At 70.7% G+C, this 19724-nt stretch carries 18 protein-coding genes and 1 tRNA gene; 9 read left to right on the plus strand and 10 right to left on the minus strand.

Features of this window, described 5'->3' with window-relative positions:
• Positions 1 to 19 precede the first annotated feature (19 nt).
• Positions 20 to 1264, minus strand: a complete 1245-nt coding sequence (locus ABTZ54_RS24395) for an MFS transporter (protein WP_351666787.1) — start codon at positions 1262 to 1264, stop codon at positions 20 to 22.
• Between the two features lie 76 nt (positions 1265 to 1340).
• Between ABTZ54_RS24395 and ABTZ54_RS24400 the strand changes: the two genes are divergently transcribed.
• Both ABTZ54_RS24400 and ABTZ54_RS24405 read left to right on the plus strand, forming a co-directional pair.
• Positions 1341 to 1703, plus strand: a complete 363-nt coding sequence (locus ABTZ54_RS24400) for a MerR family transcriptional regulator (RefSeq protein WP_351666789.1) — start codon at positions 1341 to 1343, stop codon at positions 1701 to 1703.
• Positions 1704 to 1760: 57 nt separating this feature from the next.
• The gene (locus ABTZ54_RS24405) at positions 1761 to 2594 is read left to right on the plus strand and encodes an alpha/beta fold hydrolase (protein WP_351666791.1); all 834 of its coding nucleotides are present in this window, start codon (positions 1761 to 1763) and stop codon (positions 2592 to 2594) included.
• Positions 2595 to 2619: 25 nt separating this feature from the next.
• Here ABTZ54_RS24405 and ABTZ54_RS24410 read toward each other — a convergent pair whose 3' ends face one another.
• Positions 2620 to 3378, minus strand: a complete 759-nt coding sequence (locus tag ABTZ54_RS24410) for a D-Ala-D-Ala carboxypeptidase family metallohydrolase (RefSeq protein ID WP_351666793.1) — start codon at positions 3376 to 3378, stop codon at positions 2620 to 2622.
• 17 nt (positions 3379 to 3395) lie between these two features.
• Positions 3396 to 4157: a peptidoglycan-binding domain-containing protein gene (locus ABTZ54_RS24415; RefSeq protein WP_351666795.1), complete on the minus strand. Its 762-nt coding sequence runs from the start codon at positions 4155 to 4157 to the stop codon at positions 3396 to 3398.
• Positions 4158 to 4488: 331 nt separating this feature from the next.
• Between ABTZ54_RS24415 and ABTZ54_RS24420 the strand changes: the two genes are divergently transcribed.
• The 4 genes from ABTZ54_RS24420 (at position 4489) to ABTZ54_RS24435 (ending at position 10002) form a co-directional block, all read left to right on the plus strand.
• Positions 4489 to 5439, plus strand: coding sequence for a DUF2690 domain-containing protein (locus tag ABTZ54_RS24420; RefSeq protein WP_351666797.1), 951 nt, complete (start codon positions 4489 to 4491; stop codon positions 5437 to 5439).
• A gap of 204 nt (positions 5440 to 5643) precedes the next feature.
• Positions 5644 to 6600, plus strand: coding sequence for a penicillin-insensitive murein endopeptidase (locus tag ABTZ54_RS24425; RefSeq protein WP_351666799.1), 957 nt, complete (start codon positions 5644 to 5646; stop codon positions 6598 to 6600).
• A gap of 75 nt (positions 6601 to 6675) precedes the next feature.
• On the plus strand, positions 6676 to 7416 hold the full coding sequence (locus ABTZ54_RS24430) for a DUF6333 family protein (RefSeq protein WP_351666801.1): 741 nt from the start codon (positions 6676 to 6678) through the stop codon (positions 7414 to 7416).
• A 240-nt stretch (positions 7417 to 7656) separates the two neighbouring features.
• Entirely contained in the window at positions 7657 to 10002 is a 2346-nt protein-coding gene (locus tag ABTZ54_RS24435; RefSeq protein WP_351666803.1) for a hypothetical protein, read from the plus strand.
• A gap of 93 nt (positions 10003 to 10095) precedes the next feature.
• Here ABTZ54_RS24435 and ABTZ54_RS24440 read toward each other — a convergent pair whose 3' ends face one another.
• The 4 genes from ABTZ54_RS24440 to ABTZ54_RS24455 form a co-directional block, all read right to left on the minus strand.
• A complete protein-coding gene (locus tag ABTZ54_RS24440; protein ID WP_351666805.1) occupies positions 10096 to 10665 on the minus strand; it encodes an SUKH-4 family immunity protein in 570 nt (189 codons plus the stop codon).
• Between the two features lie 12 nt (positions 10666 to 10677).
• Positions 10678 to 12222 (minus strand): WXG100-like domain-containing protein, encoded by a 1545-nt coding sequence (locus ABTZ54_RS24445; RefSeq protein WP_351666807.1) that lies wholly within the window; start codon positions 12220 to 12222, stop codon positions 10678 to 10680.
• 88 nt (positions 12223 to 12310) lie between these two features.
• Positions 12311 to 14038, minus strand: coding sequence for a WD40 repeat domain-containing protein (locus ABTZ54_RS24450; protein WP_351666809.1), 1728 nt, complete (start codon positions 14036 to 14038; stop codon positions 12311 to 12313).
• Between the two features lie 92 nt (positions 14039 to 14130).
• On the minus strand, positions 14131 to 14994 hold the full coding sequence (locus ABTZ54_RS24455) for an SUKH-4 family immunity protein (protein ID WP_351666811.1): 864 nt from the start codon (positions 14992 to 14994) through the stop codon (positions 14131 to 14133).
• 225 nt (positions 14995 to 15219) lie between these two features.
• On the opposite strand from ABTZ54_RS24455, the gene ABTZ54_RS24460 reads away from it, so the two are divergent.
• Positions 15220 to 15294 (plus strand) — tRNA-Val (locus ABTZ54_RS24460).
• A gap of 160 nt (positions 15295 to 15454) precedes the next feature.
• On the opposite strand, the gene ABTZ54_RS24465 is transcribed toward ABTZ54_RS24460, so the two are convergent.
• Both ABTZ54_RS24465 and ABTZ54_RS24470 read right to left on the minus strand, forming a co-directional pair.
• On the minus strand, positions 15455 to 16045 hold the full coding sequence (locus ABTZ54_RS24465; protein WP_351666813.1) for a hypothetical protein: 591 nt from the start codon (positions 16043 to 16045) through the stop codon (positions 15455 to 15457).
• Positions 16046 to 16202: 157 nt separating this feature from the next.
• Complete coding sequence (locus ABTZ54_RS24470; RefSeq protein WP_351666815.1) at positions 16203 to 16772, minus strand: helix-turn-helix domain-containing protein; 570 nt, start codon at positions 16770 to 16772, stop codon at positions 16203 to 16205.
• 294 nt (positions 16773 to 17066) lie between these two features.
• Between ABTZ54_RS24470 and ABTZ54_RS24475 the strand changes: the two genes are divergently transcribed.
• A complete protein-coding gene (locus tag ABTZ54_RS24475; RefSeq protein WP_351666817.1) occupies positions 17067 to 17915 on the plus strand; it encodes an aldolase in 849 nt (282 codons plus the stop codon).
• A gap of 3 nt (positions 17916 to 17918) precedes the next feature.
• A complete protein-coding gene (locus ABTZ54_RS24480) occupies positions 17919 to 18827 on the plus strand; it encodes a dihydrodipicolinate synthase family protein (protein WP_351666819.1) in 909 nt (302 codons plus the stop codon).
• Positions 18828 to 18929: 102 nt separating this feature from the next.
• Here the strand turns inward: ABTZ54_RS24480 and ABTZ54_RS24485 are convergent, their stop codons facing one another.
• Positions 18930 to 19523, minus strand: coding sequence for a hypothetical protein (locus ABTZ54_RS24485; protein WP_351666821.1), 594 nt, complete (start codon positions 19521 to 19523; stop codon positions 18930 to 18932).
• Between the last annotated feature and the right edge of the window lie 201 nt (positions 19524 to 19724).

The following is a 19724-nucleotide window of genomic DNA, read 5'->3' on the forward strand; positions in this document are numbered from 1 at the left end:
ACGCCGACGTACGCCGAGGTCATCGGTCGGCATCAGGCCGCCGGGCCCCGGCGTCCTTCGCGCAACGGCTGGGAAACGCGTACCGCCGCGCGGTCAGCGTCACGGTCAGGCACACCACGAGGAGAGCCAGCGCCGTCCACGGCAGGGCCTGGGGACCTGACCGGTCGAGCAGCGCCCCGCCGACGACGGCGCCACCGGCGATCCCCGCGTTCCAGCACGTCACGAGGAGCGACTGCGCGATGTCCGAGGCGTCGGCAGCCGCGTCGGCGACGGCCGTCTGCAGGAGCGTCGCCGCGCCGCCGAAGGAGAGCCCCCACAGGGACGCGCAGGTGAAGAGGAGCCAGGGCGAGCGGGTGAACAGGCCGAGTACGAGCGCCGCGGCGCCGAACAGCGCGACCGCCACGAGCAGCAACGCGCGCAGGTGACGGTCGATCAGGGCGCCCGTGATCCAGATGCTCGCGAGCGAGAACGCTCCGAAGACCAGGAGCACCGCGTCCACGCGATCCTCGATCCCCGCCGCCGCCGCGAGCGCCGCGACGTACGTGTAGAGGATGTTGTGCGCCAGCACGAAGGCGGCCGTCACCACGAGGACCGCGCCCACGCCCGCGATCCGCAGCACCCGGCCGACCGACCCGGCCGGGGCGTGCCCGTTCCGCCCCGGCGGGTCGGGCAGCCGCCGCAGGATCCAGCAGGCCAGCACGAGGGCGAACACGCTCATCAGCCCGAACGTGACGCGCCAGCCCGTCAGTCGGGCCAGGAGCGTTCCCGCCGGCACCCCGACGGACAGGGCGACCGGCGTGCCGGCCATGGCGATGGCCATGGCCCGCCCGCGCCGCTCCGGGGCGACGATGCCGCGCGCGTATCCGGCGAGGAGGGCCCAGAGCAGCCCCGCGACCAGGCCGGCGAGGAAGCGGGCGGCCATGGTGACCGGATAGCTCGTCGAGAAGGCCGTGACCGCGTTGGCCACGGCGAAGCCGCAGATCGCCGTGAGCAGGAGGCGCTTGCGCGGCCACGACGCGGTGGCCTTGGTCAGGGGTACCGCCGCCACGACGGAACCGAGCGCGAAGAGCGTGACCGCCTGTCCGGCACGCGACTGGCTCACTCCGAGGTCGGCGCTCATGGCCGGGAGGACACCCGCCGGGAGCGCCTCGGTCATGACGGTGACGAATCCGGCGGTGCCGAGCGCGAGCAGGCCCGACAGGGGCAGCCGTTCGGCGCGCCCGCGTACGGGAGGAAGGTCGGGGGATACGTGCAGCTGTTCCATGGACCGGATCGTCTATCCTTGACATCAATGTCAAGGTCCACTCGGTCCTGCCCCGACCGGACATGAGGTAGCTCACATGCGCATCGGTGAACTCGCCCTGCTGACGGAGACCTCCGCCAGGTCGCTGCGGTACTACGAGTCCGAGGGGCTGATCACTCCCCACCGCGAGGCCAACGGCTACCGCGACTACGACCCCTACCTCGTCGAACGCGTGCTCCAGATCCGCGGCCTGCTCGACGCCGGACTGCCGACGCGGATCATCAAGCAGGTACTGCCGTGCCTCGACGCCCCGCGGGCGATCCACTTCGCGGACGCCACACCGGAGATGATCGCCACGCTCGAACGCGAGGGCGAGAAGATGACCCGCCGAATCGACTGCCTCACCCGCAACCGTGACGCCATCGGCGAGTACCTGAAGGTGGTCAAGAGCATGGCCTGACCTGTCGGGGAGGTTCGCTTGACCTTGACATCAGTGTCAACGTTGCAGGCTTCGATCATGAACGACACCGCCCTCTGGCACACCGAGCACGGCGACGGCACACCGATCGTCCTCATCCACGGATACACCATCGACCACCGGCTGCTGCTGCCGCTGGAGCCCGCCTTCACCGGCCGGCCCGGCTGGCGCAGGCTGTACCCCGACCTGCCGGGACACGGCAACAGCCCCCGCCTGTCCGGCCCGACCTCGGCGGCCACGATGACCGAGGCCGTCGTCGACTGGATCCGTACGACCGTCGGCGACCAGCCCTTCGCCGTCCTCGGGCAGTCCTTCGGCGGGCAGATCGCCCGAGCCGTGACCGCCCGCTTCGGCGAGCAGGTCCTCGGCTCCGCGCTCCTGGTGCCCGTCGTCCGCTGGGGCGCCGCACGCACCCTGCCCGACAGCACCGTCGGCACCGTCGCCGAGCGGGACGACGCCCTCCTCGACCGCCTCGCCCACGAGGAGGACCTCGGCCTGTTCCGTAACGTGATGGCGCGCCACACCGAGGAGAGCTGGGCCCTCTTCCAGGAGCACATAGTCCCCGGCTGGCGAGCGCACGACCGCACCGCCGCGGCCGAACTCGACAAGGACTTCCTCCTGCCGCACTGGCCCGAGCACCTCGGCGCGCCCCACCAGGGCCGCCACCTGCTGCTCACCGCGCGCCAGGACGCCCTCGTCGGCTGGCACGACCAACTCGCCCTGCTCGACCACTACCCCCGGATGACCGCCGTCGTCCTGGACGGCGCCGGCCACAACCCCCAGGTCGAGTGCGCTCCGACGGTCCGCGGCCTGATCGGGGACTGGCTGGACACGCTGGAACACCCCCGCGCCGTTACTGCCACGCGGGGGTGAGGTGATACGGGGACGGCGGGAGCGGTCAGGCCACGCCGTCCTGCCACCACCAGGACTGCGACCCGTACGGGTACTCGACCCGGGAGTCGACGTGCTGCCACGACACCGTGTAGGTCTCCAGGCCCGAGTAGCCGCAGGTCTCGGCCTTCTGGTAGATGCTCTTCGTGGCCAGGCCGGAGATGGCGACGTCCGCGGCGATGCCGTACAGGTGCATGGAGTTGGCGGCGCCACCCACCGACGCGTTGTGCGAGACGCTGCGGAAGCCGGAGTTGACCGTGACGGCCCGGTCGCCGCACTTCTTGCGCAGCGCCTCCAGCTTGTACATGTTGCGGCGCACATTCTCCTTGACCGTCGCGGCGCTCACCTTGCCGCCCGAGAAGCCGGAGCCGTCCTTGCTCTCGAACTCGGAGAACTCGAAGTGCGCGGTCGAACCATCGGCGCTCTCCAGGGCGTTGAGCTGGCTGAAGGTCTGCGCCCCCGCCACGCCGTCCGCGGTGAGTCCGTACGCGGCCTGGAACCGGCGGAGCGCCGCCTCGGTGCCGGGGCCGAACGCGCCGTCGCAGGAGACGAAGGTCTGCTGGGCCGTGGCGGCGGCCCAGCCGGCGATCCGGATCTGGAGCTCCGTGACGGCCGCGCCGCTGGAGCCCTGGGAGAGCTGCGCGGGCCAGCCGTAGGCGGCGGCCGGTCCCGCGAGGGCCAGGCCGGTGCCGACGGCCAGACCGGTGGCGGCCACCGCGCCGGCGCCGTAGCGCAGCAGCGAGCGTCGGGAGAGATCGGACGTCATGATGGACTCCTCGTCCTCTAGTACCAGTTGTGGGACTGCCAGAAGGACCAGGCCGCACACGGGGTGCCGTACCGCGACTGGATGTAGTCGAGGCCCCACTCGATCTGGGTGGCCGGGTTGGTCTGCCAGTCCGCCCCCGCCGTCGACATCTTGTCGCCGGGCAGGGACTGCGGGATGCCGTACGCGCCGGACGTGGGATTCGTCGCGTACACCTGCCATTCGCTCTCGCGGATCCAGAGGTTGTCCAGGCAGCCGAACTGGCCGCTCACGGACCAGCCGTGTTCGGCGGTCTTCCACTGGCCGGTGATCCGCACCGTGCGGGCGACGCGCATCGCGTCCATGGTCGCGGGGCCCGTGATGCCGTCGGCGGACAGGCCGTTCGCCTGCTGCCAGGCCGTCACCTTGGCCTTGGTGGCGTCGCCGTAGGCGCCGTCGGCGGTGGCGCCGGCCTTGCGCTGCACCTCCTTCACCTTGTTGTGCAGGGCGAGTTCGGTGCGACTGCCGTAGTCGCCGTCCTCGGCCAGCCCGTTGTCGTGCTGGAACGAGCGGACCGCGGTGCGGGTCTGGGTGCCGTACACGCCGTCGACGGCACTGGCCGACAGGTAGCCGATTCCCGCGAGATTGCGCTGGAGCCAGGTGGTGGAGTCCAGCGCGTGCGCGGGGATGGAGGGCGCCAGCACCGCGAGCAGGGCGGCGATCAGAACGAGTGCCGCGCGGGCGAGGGGCAGACGGGGGGCCGGCCGCAGGGAGGCCGGAAGGGTCGTACCGGTGGGTATCACTCCGAGTCCTTTTCTTCGCGGGTCGAGTCCGGTGTGAAGGCGCGCCGAGGCCGCCAAGAGGCATGTGTCGCGATCGACTTGGCGGCCGAACCCATGGTGCTGCCGAGGCGCGTGGTCCGGGACCCCCGGGGAGCGACACGGGATGGGGGCGGGACGCGCGGGATGGGATGGGACGGCGCGGGAAGGGTTCCCGCCACGGCGTCATCTGTGTCGCCGGTGTCGCCGGTGTCGCTGGTGTGCTGGTGTGACAAGCCTGCCCGACGGGTAGCGGGAAGTCTGTCGGTGAACTCCCTCGCTGACGACAGAGGTTCATGACGGAGAGGTGCTTCGGGTGACTTCTGTCGTGAAGCGGGCCCAGGACGAGCAGGAGCGGGACGCCGAGCTCAGGGCCGTCCGTGAGCAGGTCCTGGCCGGGATGCGCCGTATCAAGGAGGAGTTCGGCCTCAGCTACGTACGGCTCGCCGAGAAGACCCACTACAGCCGCTCGTCGTGGGAGCGCTTCCTCAACGGGAAGCAGTGGCCGCGCCGCGCGGCGATCCAGCAGCTCGCGGAGGTCGTGGGGGAGGACCCCACCGGGCTGATCGAACTCTGGGAGCGCGCCGAGGAGTTGGTACGCGAGAGCCGACGCGCGACGGAACGGGCGAGCGGCGGCGGACCTGAACGGTCCGGGGGACCTGAGCCCCGGCCCGGCGATACCGCGTCCGGGCCGACGCCGAGCTCCGCGCCCGGACGGGGGAGACCGCTCGTCCACATGGCGATCGGCGCGGTGCTGGGGGCCCTGACCGTGATCGCCGTCCTCGGGGTGAACACCGCGGTGGGCGGCCCACTGCGAGGCGTCGGCATCGCGCCGTCCGGTGAGCGGACGCCGGGCGCGGCGGCACAGGGCCCGACCGTGCGCGCCTCGGCGACCGTGCCTGACCATCCCGGACCTGGCTGCTCCGGAGAGACCTGCCTCGGCCGCGAGCCCCAGACCATGAACTGTCAGTGGGACGCGAGTACCGTGCGGCAGTTGTACCTGCGCGGACTGCGGATCCAGCTCCGTCACAGCCCCGCCTGTCAGGCGGTGTGGGGTCGCCTGGAGAACGGGGCGATCGGCGATGGAGTGATCGTCACGGACAAGGGCAGCCGCACGGAGGAGGCCGCCATCCGGGTCGACCACGACACGTACACCCGCATGCTCTCCGTGGCCGAGTACCCGCTCTCGACGATCTCCATCTGCGGGGTGATCCCCAAGGCCGAGGAGCGGGAGTGCGACCCGGTGCAGGCTTCCCCGCAGCCCTGACGGACCAATCCGACCACATCCGGGCCGCGGGCCCTACTCTCCTCCCTCGCGTCCCGAGATGCCTCCCCGCCCAACCAGGGGTTGCGCGAACCCCGTTGGGACACGAAGGCCGCTCGTACCATTCGGTCGCGGATCCGCCGGACCGGCGGCCGCCGAACACACGGGGAGAGTCGTCACGACTCCCGTCACGAGAGGGATGGCACCATGCTCCGACCGTCCGGACTGCGTCAGCACAGCTCCCGGGTCGCCTTGCTCCTTGCCGTGATCGCGGCCCTGCTCGTCCAGGCCGGTGCACCGGCCCAGGCGTTCTCCGGGGCCTTCTACCACCTCCAGAGCGCGGGCAACCGAGGCAGCGACGTCGTCGCCGCCCAGTACCTGCTGGGCGCGCACGGCCTCACGGTGGGCACCGACGGCGTCTTCGGCTCCGGCACGGCGTCCGCCGTCAGATCGTTCCAGAGCGCGCAGGGCCTCACAGCGGACGGCGTCGTCGGTCCCGACACCTGGGGGCGGCTCGTCGTCACGGTGCGCGGGGGCGACAACGGGCCCGCCGTGAAGGCCGTGCAGTACCTGCTCAACGCCAAGCGCGCCGCGGGCCTCACCGTCGACGGCGACTTCGGGCCCGCCACCGTGACGGCGGTGAAGAACTTCCAGAGCCACGCCGGCCTCACCGCCGACGGCGTCGTCGGCCCCGACACCTGGCGCAACCTCGTCTGGCACTACGAACTCATCGACTTCGCGGGCGACATGTGCGACCAGAACCCGGACGGCAACGCGTCCGCGAACTGGGCCACCGCCGCGGCCGTCGCGCAGCTGGAGTCCGCCGCGTCCTCCTTCGCCGCGACCGGCCGGGGCAGGGTGCCCGTGGGGGACGCCGGCTTCGAGCACGGCGGCGACATCCCGGGCCACGCGAGCCACGAGGTCGGGCTCGACATCGACATCTGGCCGATCCGCACCGACTCGGCCCAGTGCACCGCGGACCGGATCACCTGGCAGTCCGGGACCTACGACCGGGCGGCGACCCGCAAGCTGGTGCAGGCCGTGCGCGCGGCGGCCCCCGGACACGTCGAGCTGATCTACTTCAACGACCCGACACTCATCTCCGAGGGCCTGACCACGCAGTACCCGAACCACGACAACCATCTGCACATCCGCTACCGCTGACGCGGAGGACCTGACGGCGCGGCGTATGCGGAACCGGTAGCGTGGCGCCGCGAGGCGATCTACGGAGGTGGCGCGATGACCCAGGGCGGCTTCGGCGGCGAGGACGAGGACGGCTTCTGGATGTACCCCGCGGAGCAGGAGCTCGCGCGGTACGGGGAGTTCCGGATCACGGTCGTCGAGTCACCGTTCCCGGCGGGGGCGGACAGGGCGCTGGCGCCGCATGACCCGGAGCGGGCCCGGGAGCTGGCCGAGGCGCTCGGGACGGTGGACGGCGTGCTCGCCGAGGTGGACCGGATCGAGGCGGTGGAGCGGATGCCGTTCGGCACCCGGGCCGATCTCGACCTGGTCGGGATCGGGCACTGGGGCGATCTGATCGAGATCAACGATCCGGCCCTGGCCTTCATCGGGGGCGACTTCCCCCTCGCAAAGGTCGCGGAGGAGCTCTCCCGGCGCCATCCCCGGGCCGCCGTCATCGGCTCGACGACCGTCCACCACCACGCGACCCATCACACCCATGTGATCCACCACCCGGGCGGCACCCGGCTGTTCGCCTCGGGCTGGGCCGGCGAGAGCGACTGGGACCTGGTGGGCACACCGTACGACATCGCCGTCACGTTCGGCCTCGGTGCCGATGAACTGGCCGAGCGGGGCGTCGACCTGGAGGCCGAGCCGGGCGATCAGGCCTGGGAGGGGCTGACCCGGGCGGCGCTGCGCAGTGTCGGCCCGCTGGCCCGGGCCGGCCGTTCGCTCTCGGTGTTCCGGGTGCGGCGCGACGAGCGGACCGCGGGCGACCTTGAGGAGACCTGGATCGACTGAGGCGGGGCGGGAGGCCGGAGCCGGGGGCCGGGGGCAGCGGCCGTGGGCAGCGACGTACGCGCAGATGACATGTGAAAATCCTGCAAAGTTGACGGGGACACACCATGAGAGTCACGGAGCTCCCCGTCACCGCCCCCCTAAGGTACGCAACTAGCGGCGTTTCGCGACCAGTTGACCTCGGAGCCCACTCGCGCCGCGTACCTCCCATGTCATCTACTGGGTTCCCAGGGGGAGAAGCCAGTGAGCACACGCATACGCCGAGGCAGCCGCGGCAGGCAGGTGTGGGGCCGTCTCGCGATGGCCTTCACGGCCGCCGCCGCGATCACCTTGACCGGCCTGCCCGCGCTGGACGAGGCGGTGGCGGCCAAGCCGCCGAACGTCAAGCCGGTGCGCTGCGACGAGAAGTTCCTCGGACGCAGCTTCCCGTCGACGCCCGCCAACTCGGGCCCGCCGGACAACCTGCCGTACGACGCCTGGCCGACCGACGAGAACTACACGTACGACAATCCGGCGAAGGCGTACGACGGAGTACTGCCGCCCACGGACCAGCAGCGGCAGACCGCCGGCACCAACTACCGCAAGTGGCAGCGGAAGTTCGAGAAGTCGCAGAACCCGGCCGACCGGGTCATGGAGATCTACGCCCGGTACAACAGCCAGTACAACAGCGACCGCGGCTACAAGGAATTCAAGCGCTTCCTCGACGTGCGGTACATCGGCGCCCACGGCAACCCGGCGCGCGGCGAGGCGTTCGAGGCGCGGATGGTCAAGAAGTACAACATGGTCGGCCCGGACTGGTGGTGTCAGGACACCCTGGAGTACACCGACCCCGAGACCGGCGAGAAGCGGTACCGCGTGATCGACGCCCACAACCGGGCGACGGAACGCAAGGTCGAGATGAAGTCCAACGGCAAGATCGAGAGCGACCAGCTCAAGGCGGACCGGCAGATCGCCAAGGAGCGCCCGAAGTCGACCTTCCGCTATCTGACCGGTGCCCGGACGGAGAACTCCACCAAGGAGGCGATCCGGAAGTTCGACGAGGACCTGCGGCGCGACCGAGGCACCTCGCGTACCCAGGCCGGGGTCAACGAGCGCCGCTCCAACGCCATCGAGCGCACCCAGAAGCCGAACGTCTACACCAAGTACGACAAGCGCTTCAACGCCGACCCGCTCAAGGGCGGCCGGGGCCCGATCGTCGACCAGGCGCTGCGCTCCGGCAGGACGCCCGCCGAGGCGCGCCGTATCCAGGCGATGTACAACCAGAACAACAGCGGCGGATACTTCGGGCGCGGCCCCGGCGGCATCGACTTCTCCACCCTGGAGATCAATTACGTCGGCACCCCGGTGAAGGGCAAGGGGCTCGACTACTCGATGCGGGCCGACTACGTGAAGGACCCCGACACCGCCCCGGGTTACGGCGGCGACGCGAAGCTGCAGCTCGCCTCGGACTCCTTCTTCACCTGGCTGGCGCTGACCCCGGACCGGTTCTGGGTGAACCTGAACCCGATCCGCCCGGACGTGGTGATGGACAAGGAGTTCGCGAAGACGGACGCGGGCCGTGTCCTGCTGGAGGCGGACCTCACCCTCAAGCACGACTACGCGGACGCGATGAACCCCGACAAGTACGAGCGCGGGGAACGGTTCTGGCGGGCGGCGCCCCGGACGCCCGAGGGGATGCCGTGTCTTCCGATCATCCGCCAGTGGATCACGCCGAAGCCGGCGAAGGTGCGTGAGCAGGACGGCGGCATCTACATCCTGGACGCCCCCATGAAGGTCAACATGGAGGTGCCGCACGGACCCGACGTCCCGGCCGGCGGCTGCAGGCTGACGGAGGCGCAGACCAAGCAGGCCGAAGCGCTGATCCTCCAGATGATCCAGCCCGAGCTGGAGCGTCGGGTGAACGAGGACCCGTCGTACGCCGATCTGCGCCGCGTGTACAAGTCGCGGGTCGCCGCCGAGTACGTCCGGCGCCAGGACGCGGTCGCCCCGACCGACTTCCGCAAGATCATCAACAGCAACGACGTCAAGCGGTGGCCGCTGCGCGACGAGAACAAGAACTGGGACAAGAAGACCGTCTACGACAAGTACGTGTACTCGTTCAAGAACGGCGACTACAAGTTCGAGCGCGTGTACGACGGCAAGGTGTGGATCCTGTCGATGGGCGGCGTGGACTTCTCCAAGGCGCCGAAGAAGGACATCACCAAGACCCAGTTCACCACCCAGTACAAGGGGCTCGACACGACGACCAGGACGTCCGTGCGGACCGAGGTGACCTACCGGGACGGCGACACCGCCTACTTCGGCGGTTCGAGCGCCGAACAGCCGACCATCCCGGGCCCCAAGCCCACACCCACCCCGACCCACCCGGACGACCCGAAGCCGAGCCACACCCCGTCGACCCCGGCCCCGTCCACCCCGGGCGGCGACCACACCACCGGGCCGACCCGACCCCCGGGCGGCGACCTCGCCCACACCGGCTCCAGCACGCCGGTCGCCCTGATCGCCGGCGTGGCCTCGGCCCTCGCCGTGGCGGGCGTCGCGCTGATCTGGTGGGTCCGCCGACGCCCCGCACCGAGCGGACGTCACTGACCCCGACACCCACGGGTCCACCACGCCAACGGGCCCCGCGCCCCGCCGACACGGCGGGACGCGGGGCCCCTCGGCCTTTCGGGCCATCTCCAGTCAGCCCCACATGCCCAGGGCGATCTCCTCGAAGAACTTGCTCCATTCGCCGTCCTCGGAGGCGAAGGGCGTCTCGTCGACCCGCGAAACGCGCTCCCGCAGCCCCTCGACGGCCGCCGCACGCGCCTGGGCGTCGCGGTGGGGGAGCTTCTTGAGCTCGGCGAGGCCCGTCTCGACCGCGATCAGGGTGTGGACGAGCGAGGAGACGTCCGCGTGCATCGGGACGTAGAACTCCTCGCCCTCGCCGAACGAGTAGACCCTGCCCGACGCGGGGTCGAGGGCGACGGTCGCGTACTGGAACTCGCCGAGGACCTCCCACCGCCCGGCCTCCTCGGGGAGGGTCGCCCCGGCGGCGTCGAAGTCGGCCTGGAGGGAGGGGCGGCAGGAGAAGCGGTCCGGGGTGTCGAGGTCCAGCTTGGTGGAGAACAGCTTGCTCGACGGCAGTCCGACGGTGGCGAGGAATCCGGCGGTGCCGGCGTGCAGGTCGCCGCCGACGGCATGGGGGAAGTAGGTGACACCGGTCGGCCCGAAAGCGGTGACCACCTGGTCGGCACGGATGTCGATCAGCACGGCTCGGCCTTCCTACGGTTTCTTCTCGGCCTTCTGGCGCTCCTCCAATTCTGTCATGTAGATGCGGTGTTCCTCGTCGCGGCTGTTGCGGTTCTTGTTCGACTGGTCGTAGCTGTTGGCGTACGTGACCTCCAGGTCGGGGTTCTTGGCTTTGAAGTGCACCTGTAACCACTGGTCGCATTTCGGGGAGAGCTGACAGGGTTGGCGTTCCGTGTACACGGCGGCGAGATTCGCTTCGAGGCCCTTCTTGAGCAGCGGGTACCCGATGGTGCGCTCGGAGTGCGGGCCTTCGCTGTCGCCGACGAGGATGAGGGGCTTGCCCGTCGTCGGGTCGATGTACCGCCCGGCGGCGAAGTTGGTACCGCCGTAATCGCCCTTCGTGTACCGCGCGATCTCCGTCGCACGGGACAGATCGGTGCTGCCGGGGTCGATCTTCGTCGAGGTGACCTTGTCGCCGCTCTGCCCGACGGGGGAGGTGAACTCGTGCTTCTCACGGTTGGCGGGCCGCCACGCGGTGCCGTCCGGCTCCACGATGCTCCAGATGCCTGACTTGTCGCCGGCGTCGAGAGGACTGCGGGTCCCGTCGTAGCCCAGCTGCTGCACCGTGCCGTCGGCGTTCACCAGGTACATGGGGACCTCGTCGCCGTCGTCGCACTTCTCGAACTCGTCCTTGACGTCGTCGTCGTGGTCCTTGTGGCTGGTCTTGCTCTTGTCGATCTTGCCGCCGTGGTCCTCAAGGGTCTTGACCATCTCGTCGGCCTTCTTCTCGACGGCGTCCTCGGCCTTGTCCATGACCACGGCCAGCTTGTGGAACCTGCTGTCCTTGCGCACCGACGCCTTGCGGTTCCCGCCCTTGCCCTTGAACTCGCCGCTCTTCTGGTCGAAGTTGCCGGCCGTCTTCCGGTAGTCGCCCGCCGCGCGTTCGAACTCGTCGAACTCGATGACGAGGTCCTGCGCCATGCCGGCCGCGCCCAGCGGCATCGAATCGTTCGCGGTGCCGCCGCCGAGCTGGTCGGAGAACAGCTTCTCGATCTCGGCGAGGACCTTCGCCTCGATCTTGTCCGTGACGATGGACGCGATCTCCTCGACCGCGTAGTCGATGGCCTCCTGGATCACGATGCGCGCCGCGGCGATGGCGGCGGCGGAGAGCAGGGCGCTGAGACCGGCGGAGAAGATCATGCCGATGACGCCGGCGGTGGCCGCGGCCGCGGTCGCGCTCAGCTTGGTGATGATGGCGATCTTGCAGCCGACGATGAGACCGGCACACTCGTCGAGCGCTCCGGCGAGTTTGTCGCAGCCCTTGGCGAAGGTGGTGAGGTCCCGCGTGGTCAGCTTGCCCCACCGGAGGTCGATCGCCGTGACCGTCTCGCCCTTGCTCTTGCCGGCGACGATGTGGGAGCAGGCGTTGTTGCCCTCCTTGATGGCGTCCCGTATGCCTTCGGCCAGATGCCGGTAGTCCTTGGCGGACGCCCTGACCTCGTCCTCGTCGATCTCGGGCCAGTCGATCCCGATGAGGTCCAGGACCTCGACAAGGTCGCCGGGCAGCTTCTTCCCCATGTGTGTCCCCCCGCACAGACGGTTCGCACTCACCCTCGACGGGTGAGGTGGGTGACGTCAACTCCCTCTGTAGGACGGAAGTTGATAGTCAGTCAGTTGCGGGGGTCGGGTCCGGGTCCGGATCCGGGGCGGCGTCGGCGTCGACCGGTGACAGGGACAGGCAGATCAGAGCGTCGTCCAGGCCGAGGAGTACGTCGCCGGCCGGCGTCACGCACACCGCGCGGACCGGGCGCCCCGCGTGGAACTCGCGTACCCGACCCGAGGCCGGTGCGCACAGCTCAAGGAGCCCGTCCGACCAGACGACGGCCACGAGGAGGCCGTACGACGTCCACGCCGCGTGGACGGCGGCCACGGCACAGGGGCGGCGCAGATACGGGCTGTCCATCGGCTCGCCGCCCGGCGCCCAGAGCCGGACCGTACCGTCGGCGCCGCCGCTGTACACGAGTACGGCCGACCCGCCCTCGCCCACGGGCACAGCCGCCACGGCGACAGCCGTCACCGGACCCTCGTGAAGCGGCGCCTGACCCTGGACGGCTCCTACGACGAGCACCTCGCCGGTCGCGCGTCCCAGCGCGACCACATCGCCGTCCGGGCCCGGAGCCGAGGCGAGAGCCGTCCCCTGCCGCCCGCGGAGGGCGGCGGCGAGGGCGTCCGCGACCGGGACGCGCTCGTTCAGCAGGGCCTCGATCCCCGCCGAGGCCGTACGAGCGGACCACGCCGCCTCCACACCGACACCGCCCGCGTCGTGGAGGCAGAGCACGGACCCGTCGGACAGCGCGCACACGGCGATGGCGGGAGCCGACGCGGGCAGCCTGCCCTGGGGAGCGCCGCCCGCCACCGAGAGACGGCGAATCGTGCCCGCCGGATCGAGAGCCAGAACGGCTCCGGGAGACCTGTCTCCACCGGGCGCCAGGGCGACGACGGGACCCGGCCACAGTGGTACGGGATTCCCCTTGGCGAGCACCCAGTTCACCCGCCAGGGCGAGCCGACGGCCACGGCCTCCAGGCCGGCGCGCAGCCGTGGCTCACCGACCGGGCCGAACGAGGACAGTAGGACGACCGCCCGCTGCACCGGCCCGATGTCCCGCACGAGGGCCGGCCCGACACGAAACCAGGCGGCACGCAGACGACCGTGGCGCGTACGCGCTTCACCTTCACCTTCACCTTCACCTTCACCTTCGCCTTCGACCTCGGCTTCGACTTCGAGTAGGGCGGTGACGTCCTGGGGGTCGGCGGCGCACAGGGAGTGGGCATCGGCCAGGTCGACACCCGCAGGCGCGGGGTCGGCCTCGGCGCGCCCCTTCGGGACGGGGAAGCCGGGGAAGCCGGGGGAGCCGGGGGAGCTGGGGGAGCCGGTGGGTCCGGGGGAGTCCGCGTCGCCGCCGAGGTCGGCCGAAACCCACCGCGCGTAGCTCCCCGCATCGGTCCACTGCGGCAGGTCGAGATCGAGTACGGCCGCCGGGTGCCCGGCGAGGGCCCGGTGGGCGGGACTCCCCGTCCTGGCTTCCACGATCAGGCGAACCCCTGGAGAGCCCGCCAGCAGCACGGCAAGCCGGGCCACGGGTTCCCGCTCGACGTTCGGCAGCACGATCACGGTGCGGCGCCCGTCCCGAGCCAGCAGCGCGGCCAGCTCCTGGGCGGATCCCGCCGGAAGCCCCAGTTGCTCGCCGAGGGACCACACGGACCCCGCGACGGAGCGGGCGGCGACGGGGACGACCGCGTGCACGGTCCGCTCCGTGGCCGCGCCCGTACGGCTGCCATGGCGTACGAGCCACGCGAGCAGCGACGACTTCCCGCATGCGGGGGACCCGGACACCACGCACAAGGAGGGCGCGTCCGGATCGGCGAGCCAGCCGAGTAAGGCCGCGGCCGCGGGCTCGCGTCCCCCCTCGGGCCGGCCCCACCCGCTCACGGGCGCTCGGGCCGGCGTGCCGAGTGGACGATCAGTTCGCGGAGCCCCCGCTCGCGCGACTCGGCCGCTTCCCCGTAGTCGAAGCTGTGGGTGAATTCTGCCCGCGGGAACAAGAGGGCCATCCACACCGAGCAGTAGTGCCCCGGCATCACGCACGGCTCCAACTGGCTGTAGACGCGCCGTACATGACGAGCGTCGACCCCCTGCCCGGCGAGCCGGTTCCAGATGGCCTCCTCGGGGTGCGGCAGACCCGGACCGGCGGACTCGGTCACCGTGTGCCGCTCGCCCTTCTCGTCCTCGTACTCGAAGGTCGCCGAGAAGGGGAAGTTCACGGTGTGCCGGACGTCGTCCAGGACCCGGGGCCACCAGCTCTCCCGCTGCGCGAAGGCCGCCGGATCGATCCGCCGCAGCTCCTCGTCGAGACGCCTGAACACCCCGGCGGCCTCTGCCAGATCGCCCGAGGCCATGAGGGCGGGGAGCGCAGAGTCCAGGGCCTGGAGCGAGGCGTTGAACGTCGACACATCGGTATTGACGAACATGTCGTCCGCCACGTCCCTCAGTACGACCGCCTGCACCGCGCCGTCCGGGCGCACACAGAGATGAGCCATGCCGTCGCCACCGATCCGGGGCCATCCGCCCATCTCGACGGGCGGCCTCGGCTGCCCCAGCTGGACCGCGACCGTGTCGAGGGCGACGGGATCTGTGGTGGCCGCACTGCGGAAGTACGGCAGGACACCGAGCGGCACGCCCGTCCCCGTCAACATCAGCCGACTCGCCTCGGGAAGCCGCGCCCCCGCCAGACTGCTGTGCTCGAACCGACGCAGGCCATCCGGGCCGAAATGCTGCTCAGCGGACGTCATCGACTTCCTCACCTAGCTCGCCGCAACGGTCAGCAAGACCCTAACCCCGTCCCGCAGAAGAAGGACCGGACCGGCATCGAACGAGACGAGCGGTCTGCCGTCCCCGTGGCGGCGGAGCAGGTGGCGAAGGGCGGGTAGTACCCGTCGGCGGCACCGTATGCCGGAGGCTACGAGGTCACGCATTTCCGCTGGTCAGCGAGTGTCGTGTAAGGTTCTGAACATCCCGCGCGATTAGCTCAGCGGGAGAGCGCTTCCCTGACACGGAAGAGGTCACTGGTTCAATCCCAGTATCGCGCACCACACGAAGAAGCCCCCGACCGCAGCTCGCGGACGGGGGCTTCTGCGAACTCCGCGAGGCGCGGCGCCGAGGTGCTCCGCCGTGAGGCGCTACGAGCGCGCGGCGTTGCGGACGGGGACTTCCTCCGGGAGCGCGGTCGTGCCGGTGCCGGGGGGCGTCGTCTCACCATCCGAGTTGTGCCTCGCCGAGGACCTCGCTGTCGATGCGCGCGGCGAGCTCTTGGGCTCTGGTCAGGGCCCCCTGGTGTGTGGCGCCGTGGACGAAGACAGTGTGATGCTCGGTCCACTCATCCCACTGGGCCTCTTCGCCGTGGAAAACGATCTGGACTCCGTCGTATTTCGCGCTCGCGTATTGCTCCGCCTCCGGCCGCTCCGGCCACAGGCCGCGCCAGCTGATGTCGGCGATGCCCTGGCCGAGAGCCGCCACGAAGCGCTCCTCCACCGTCCCCGTCGGCACATCTGTCGTGACATCCAGCGGCAGGTGGGCCTCCAGCGCGGCGGCGCCTGCGGTCGCCACGTCGAGGTCGAACCGGACGACCTCACCGGTCGGACCGGTACGCATGTCCGTGTAGTCGAAGTTCGCCCCGGGCAGGACCGCCGCCATCCGTCGCACGTCTTCGACCGTCAGCAGCTCGGCATAGAGACTGGTCTCGGCCTCGCACTCCGCCATCAGCGTGCGGAGGCGCTTGGCGTGCCTGTACGCCATGGTCGCGTCGGTGGTCTGGAAGACGGCATACGCCCTGGAATTGCCCATGGACCGAACCGTCACATGTTCCCGGATACCTCCGCCACCGCATTTCGCGTGGTCACCGCGGTCAGCGAACCCGGCGCGCGCGCCGTTCGCCGTACGAGTGCGAGTGTGAGTGCTGCCAGGCCGCCACGGTTCCCCCCCCCTCGATTCCCCCCCCCGATCAGGGGAGGTGCGGGTGAGGGTGCGGGCCCGCGCTGCTGATGAGGAGGAGGACGGAGGCCCGGGGGCCAGGCGACAGGGTGCGCATCTTGTGCGGCGTCGTCGCGTCGAAGTAGACGGAGTCGCCCGGTTCCAACTCCACCGAACCGGACGGCAGAAGCAGCTCGGCCCGGCCTTCGTGCACGAAGAGGAACTCCTCGCCGGGGTGGTCCCGGAAGGGGCTGCGGCCCGCGTCGTGCGCAGGATGCAGCATGAACGGCGTCATCCGCTTGCCGGCCGCCTCCAGCGCGATCCCCTCGTACCGGCTGCCCGCCTCGTCTCCCGGCGTGAGCGCGCGTCGCTCGGCGGCCCGGGTCACGGTGACGCCGGCTCCCAGGCCTTCGGCGTCCACGAAGACGGTGTCGAGAGGTACGCCCAGGGCGCGTGCGAGCGCGGCCGTGACGGCGATCGAGGGCGTGCTCTGGCCGCGCTCCACCTTGGACAGATAGCTCTTGGTGACGCCCGCGCGCGCCGCGAGTGTCTCCAGGCTCATCAGGCGCTCCTTGCGCAGCTGCCGTACCCGGTTGATCACTGGTCGTTCCTCCTGCTCCCGCGCCGGTTCGGCGTGCGGCGATGGATCGGTCCGCCGGGTCGGCGACCAGGGTAGCTCTCGCCGACTCCACCACCGTCGCGCACCCCGTACGCCCTCCTGGGTCGAGCCCGTACCCCGCGCGCCGACCCCGGCCCCTCTTCCGTCATGACACAAGGTGTCCTATGGTGAACATCGTATCCAGCGAGATGGAGTCACGCCATCGCCGTGACCCCGCCCCGCCCTGTCCTGCCGAGCCACTGCCTTACCCCGCTCACACCAAGGAGGTGCGTCCACATGGCCACCACGCTGAACGACACCAAAGACGTCCTGATGGACCGGGCCCATCGCCGCATGGCCGGCGAGTTCTCCGTATCAACCTCAACCCTGACCGTTCGCCAGAAGACCGCCCTGACCTGTCGGATCCTCTCGGACGCGGGCCACGACTCCGGCCTAGCCGGCCAGATCACGGCCCGGGGCGAGGAGCCCGGCACGTACTGGACCCAGCGCCTGGGTCTGGGTTTCGACGAGATCACCGAGGACAACCTGCTCCTCGTAGACGAGGACCTGAACGTCCTCAGCGGCACCGGAATGCCGAACCCGGCCAACCGTTTCCACTCGTGGATCTACCGCGCCCGCCCGGACGTCAACTGCATCGTGCACACGCACCCGCTGCACGTCGCTGCCCTCTCCATGCTCGAAGTCCCCCTGGAGATCAGCCAGATGGACCTGACCCCGCTCTACGACGACTGCGCTTTCCTCGCCGAATGGCCGGGCGTCCCCGTCGGCAACGAGGAGGGCGAGATCATCTCCGCCGCGCTGGGGGACAAGCGGGCGGTCCTGCTCGCCCACCACGGCCAGCTCGTCGCGGGCGGCACCGTCGAAGAGGCGTGCCACCTCGCGGTGCTCATCGAACGGGCGGCCCGGCTCCAGCTCCTCGCCATGTCCGCGGGCACCATAAAGCCGCTGCCGCCGGCCCTGGCCGCCGAGGCCCACGACTGGACCTCGTCCGATGCCCGTAACCGCGCCAACTTCGCGTACCACGCCCGCCGCGCCCTGGTCCGGCACCCCGACTGCCTGACGGCGAACCCGCCCTCCCCGACGAATGCCGCGACCAAGACGGCCACTACCAACCCGGGAGCCTGAGCCATGACCGAGACCCCGCTGCACGGGATCATCGCCTACCCCGTCACCCCCTTCCACGACGCCTCCGGCCCGCAGGCCGGCGCCCCGGACCTGCCGACCCTGCGGCACATCGTCGACGGACTCGTCGCCTCCGGCGCGCAGGCCGTCGCCCCCCTCGGCAGCACCGGCGAGGCCGCCTACCTCACCGACGCCGAATGGGACTCCGTCTGCGAGACCGCGCTGGACACGGTCGACGGCCGGATCCCCACCCTCGTCGGCGTCGGCCACGTCAGCACCGCCGAGACCGCCCGCCGCGCCCGTTTCGCCGCCCGGCACGGCGCGACCGCCGTCATGGTGCTGCCGGTCGCCTACTGGAAGCTGACCCGCCTGGAGACCGAGCGCCACTTCGCGACGGTCGCCGAAGCCGCCGGCGTACCCGTCATGCTCTACAACAACCCGGGGACCTCCGGTACGGACCTCACGCCCGCCGAGATCGTCGCGCTCGGTGCCCGTATCGAGAACCTGACCATGGTCAAGGAGAGTTCCGGCCGTGTCGAACGGTTCCGCGAGATCCTCGACCTCTCCGGCGGCGACCTCGCCGTCTACAACGGCAGCAACCCCATCGCCCTCGACGCCCTCCGCGCCGGGGCCGCCGGCTGGTGCACCGCCGCCCCCGGAATCGTCCCCGGGGGACCGCGCGCCCTGTACGAGGCCCACATCGCCGGCGACACCGAGCGGGCGGACGCCGTCCTCGCCGAACTCCTGCCCCTGTTGCGGTTCATCGTCGACCGGGGCCTGCCGCGGGCTGTCAAGACAGGCCTGGAAATCCTCGGACTCCAGGCAGGCGCCCCCAGGCCCCCGCTCGCCCCACTGACGAGCACGGACGCCGACCACCTCGCGACTCTCCTGAAGGACCTCGCGCCCTACGCATGAGCAGGGCATGACTACGGCCCGTCGGGATGTCCCACCCGACGGGCCGTCTCAGCCCCGCCACAACTGCGACCATCGCGGGACGGCTAGGGGGTATCGGCCGGGTCAGCGCTGACCGTGGCCGATGACCTTGGCGACGACGTCGGTGATCAGCGGGCCGCATCCGCCGGGCGCACGGCCTTCGAACTCCAGGGTGAAGTGGTCCTCGCTGCCGGTATAGACCTGCAGAGGCCTGTTGATCGAGGCGAAGCGGGCGCCGATGGGTGTGTAGGAGTCGCCCACGGGGTCCGAGCTGGGCGGGGGGACCACCTGGGCGCTGTAGGACTGGTCGCCCATGTCCTTGGCGCACGCCGGGTCGGTGTTGCGGGCGTGCTTCCAGGTGACGCTGACGACGGAGCCGGCGTCCGCTTCGAAGTCCTGGGAGAGGGTGCCCGGGCCGATGTCGACCGCCTGGTAGGTGTACTGGGTCAGGGCGCGGCTGTACAGCGTCACTCCGCCGCGGGGGGTGGACGATCCGACCTGCCACGGGCCGATGTTCTCGCCGTCCTCGTACTCGACGTAGCCGCCGGCCGGGGCGTTCGGTTCGGAGAAGGTGCCGTTCTTGATGAGGTTCCCGGCCGCTGCCGCGGGGGTGAGGGCCGCGGTGGTGGCCAGGATGGTGGCGCCCAGCAGGGCACCGACGGACATGTGCTTGTGCATGTGATTCCTTCATGCGTCGGGGGGGAGAGAGGGGCCGCCGCTTCACGGGTGCAAGGGCGGCGGTTGGGACGGGTTCCACCCACGGGGGCCGGGGACCGTGGCCGGGCTGATGCTCGGGTCGGGGCCCCGGTGCGGCGCCCACCCGATCAGGAGGCCGCCCGTCAGGCCGCCCGCCGTGAGCACGATCGCCTCGGTGAGGAC

The sequence above is a fragment of the Streptomyces sp. NPDC094032 genome, assembly GCF_040303965.1.
GTDB lineage: Bacteria > Actinomycetota > Actinomycetes > Streptomycetales > Streptomycetaceae > Streptomyces.

Excerpts from the sequence above, each read along its gene's own strand:
- ABTZ54_RS24395 (WP_351666787.1), bottom strand. The coding sequence starts at position 1,264 with ATGGAACAGCTGCACGTATCCCCCGACCTTCCTCCCGTACGCGGGCGC.
- ABTZ54_RS24400 (WP_351666789.1), top strand. The coding sequence starts at position 1,341 with ATGCGCATCGGTGAACTCGCCCTGCTGACGGAGACCTCCGCCAGGTCG.
- ABTZ54_RS24405 (WP_351666791.1), top strand. The coding sequence starts at position 1,761 with ATGAACGACACCGCCCTCTGGCACACCGAGCACGGCGACGGCACACCG.
- ABTZ54_RS24410 (WP_351666793.1), bottom strand. The coding sequence starts at position 3,378 with ATGACGTCCGATCTCTCCCGACGCTCGCTGCTGCGCTACGGCGCCGGC.
- ABTZ54_RS24425 (WP_351666799.1), top strand. The coding sequence starts at position 5,644 with ATGCTCCGACCGTCCGGACTGCGTCAGCACAGCTCCCGGGTCGCCTTG.
- ABTZ54_RS24430 (WP_351666801.1), top strand. The coding sequence starts at position 6,676 with ATGACCCAGGGCGGCTTCGGCGGCGAGGACGAGGACGGCTTCTGGATG.
- ABTZ54_RS24445 (WP_351666807.1), bottom strand. The coding sequence starts at position 12,222 with ATGGGGAAGAAGCTGCCCGGCGACCTTGTCGAGGTCCTGGACCTCATC.
- ABTZ54_RS24455 (WP_351666811.1), bottom strand. The coding sequence starts at position 14,994 with ATGACGTCCGCTGAGCAGCATTTCGGCCCGGATGGCCTGCGTCGGTTC.
- ABTZ54_RS24465 (WP_351666813.1), bottom strand. The coding sequence starts at position 16,045 with ATGGGCAATTCCAGGGCGTATGCCGTCTTCCAGACCACCGACGCGACC.
- ABTZ54_RS24475 (WP_351666817.1), top strand. The coding sequence starts at position 17,067 with ATGGCCACCACGCTGAACGACACCAAAGACGTCCTGATGGACCGGGCC.
- ABTZ54_RS24480 (WP_351666819.1), top strand. The coding sequence starts at position 17,919 with ATGACCGAGACCCCGCTGCACGGGATCATCGCCTACCCCGTCACCCCC.
- ABTZ54_RS24485 (WP_351666821.1), bottom strand. The coding sequence starts at position 19,523 with ATGCACAAGCACATGTCCGTCGGTGCCCTGCTGGGCGCCACCATCCTG.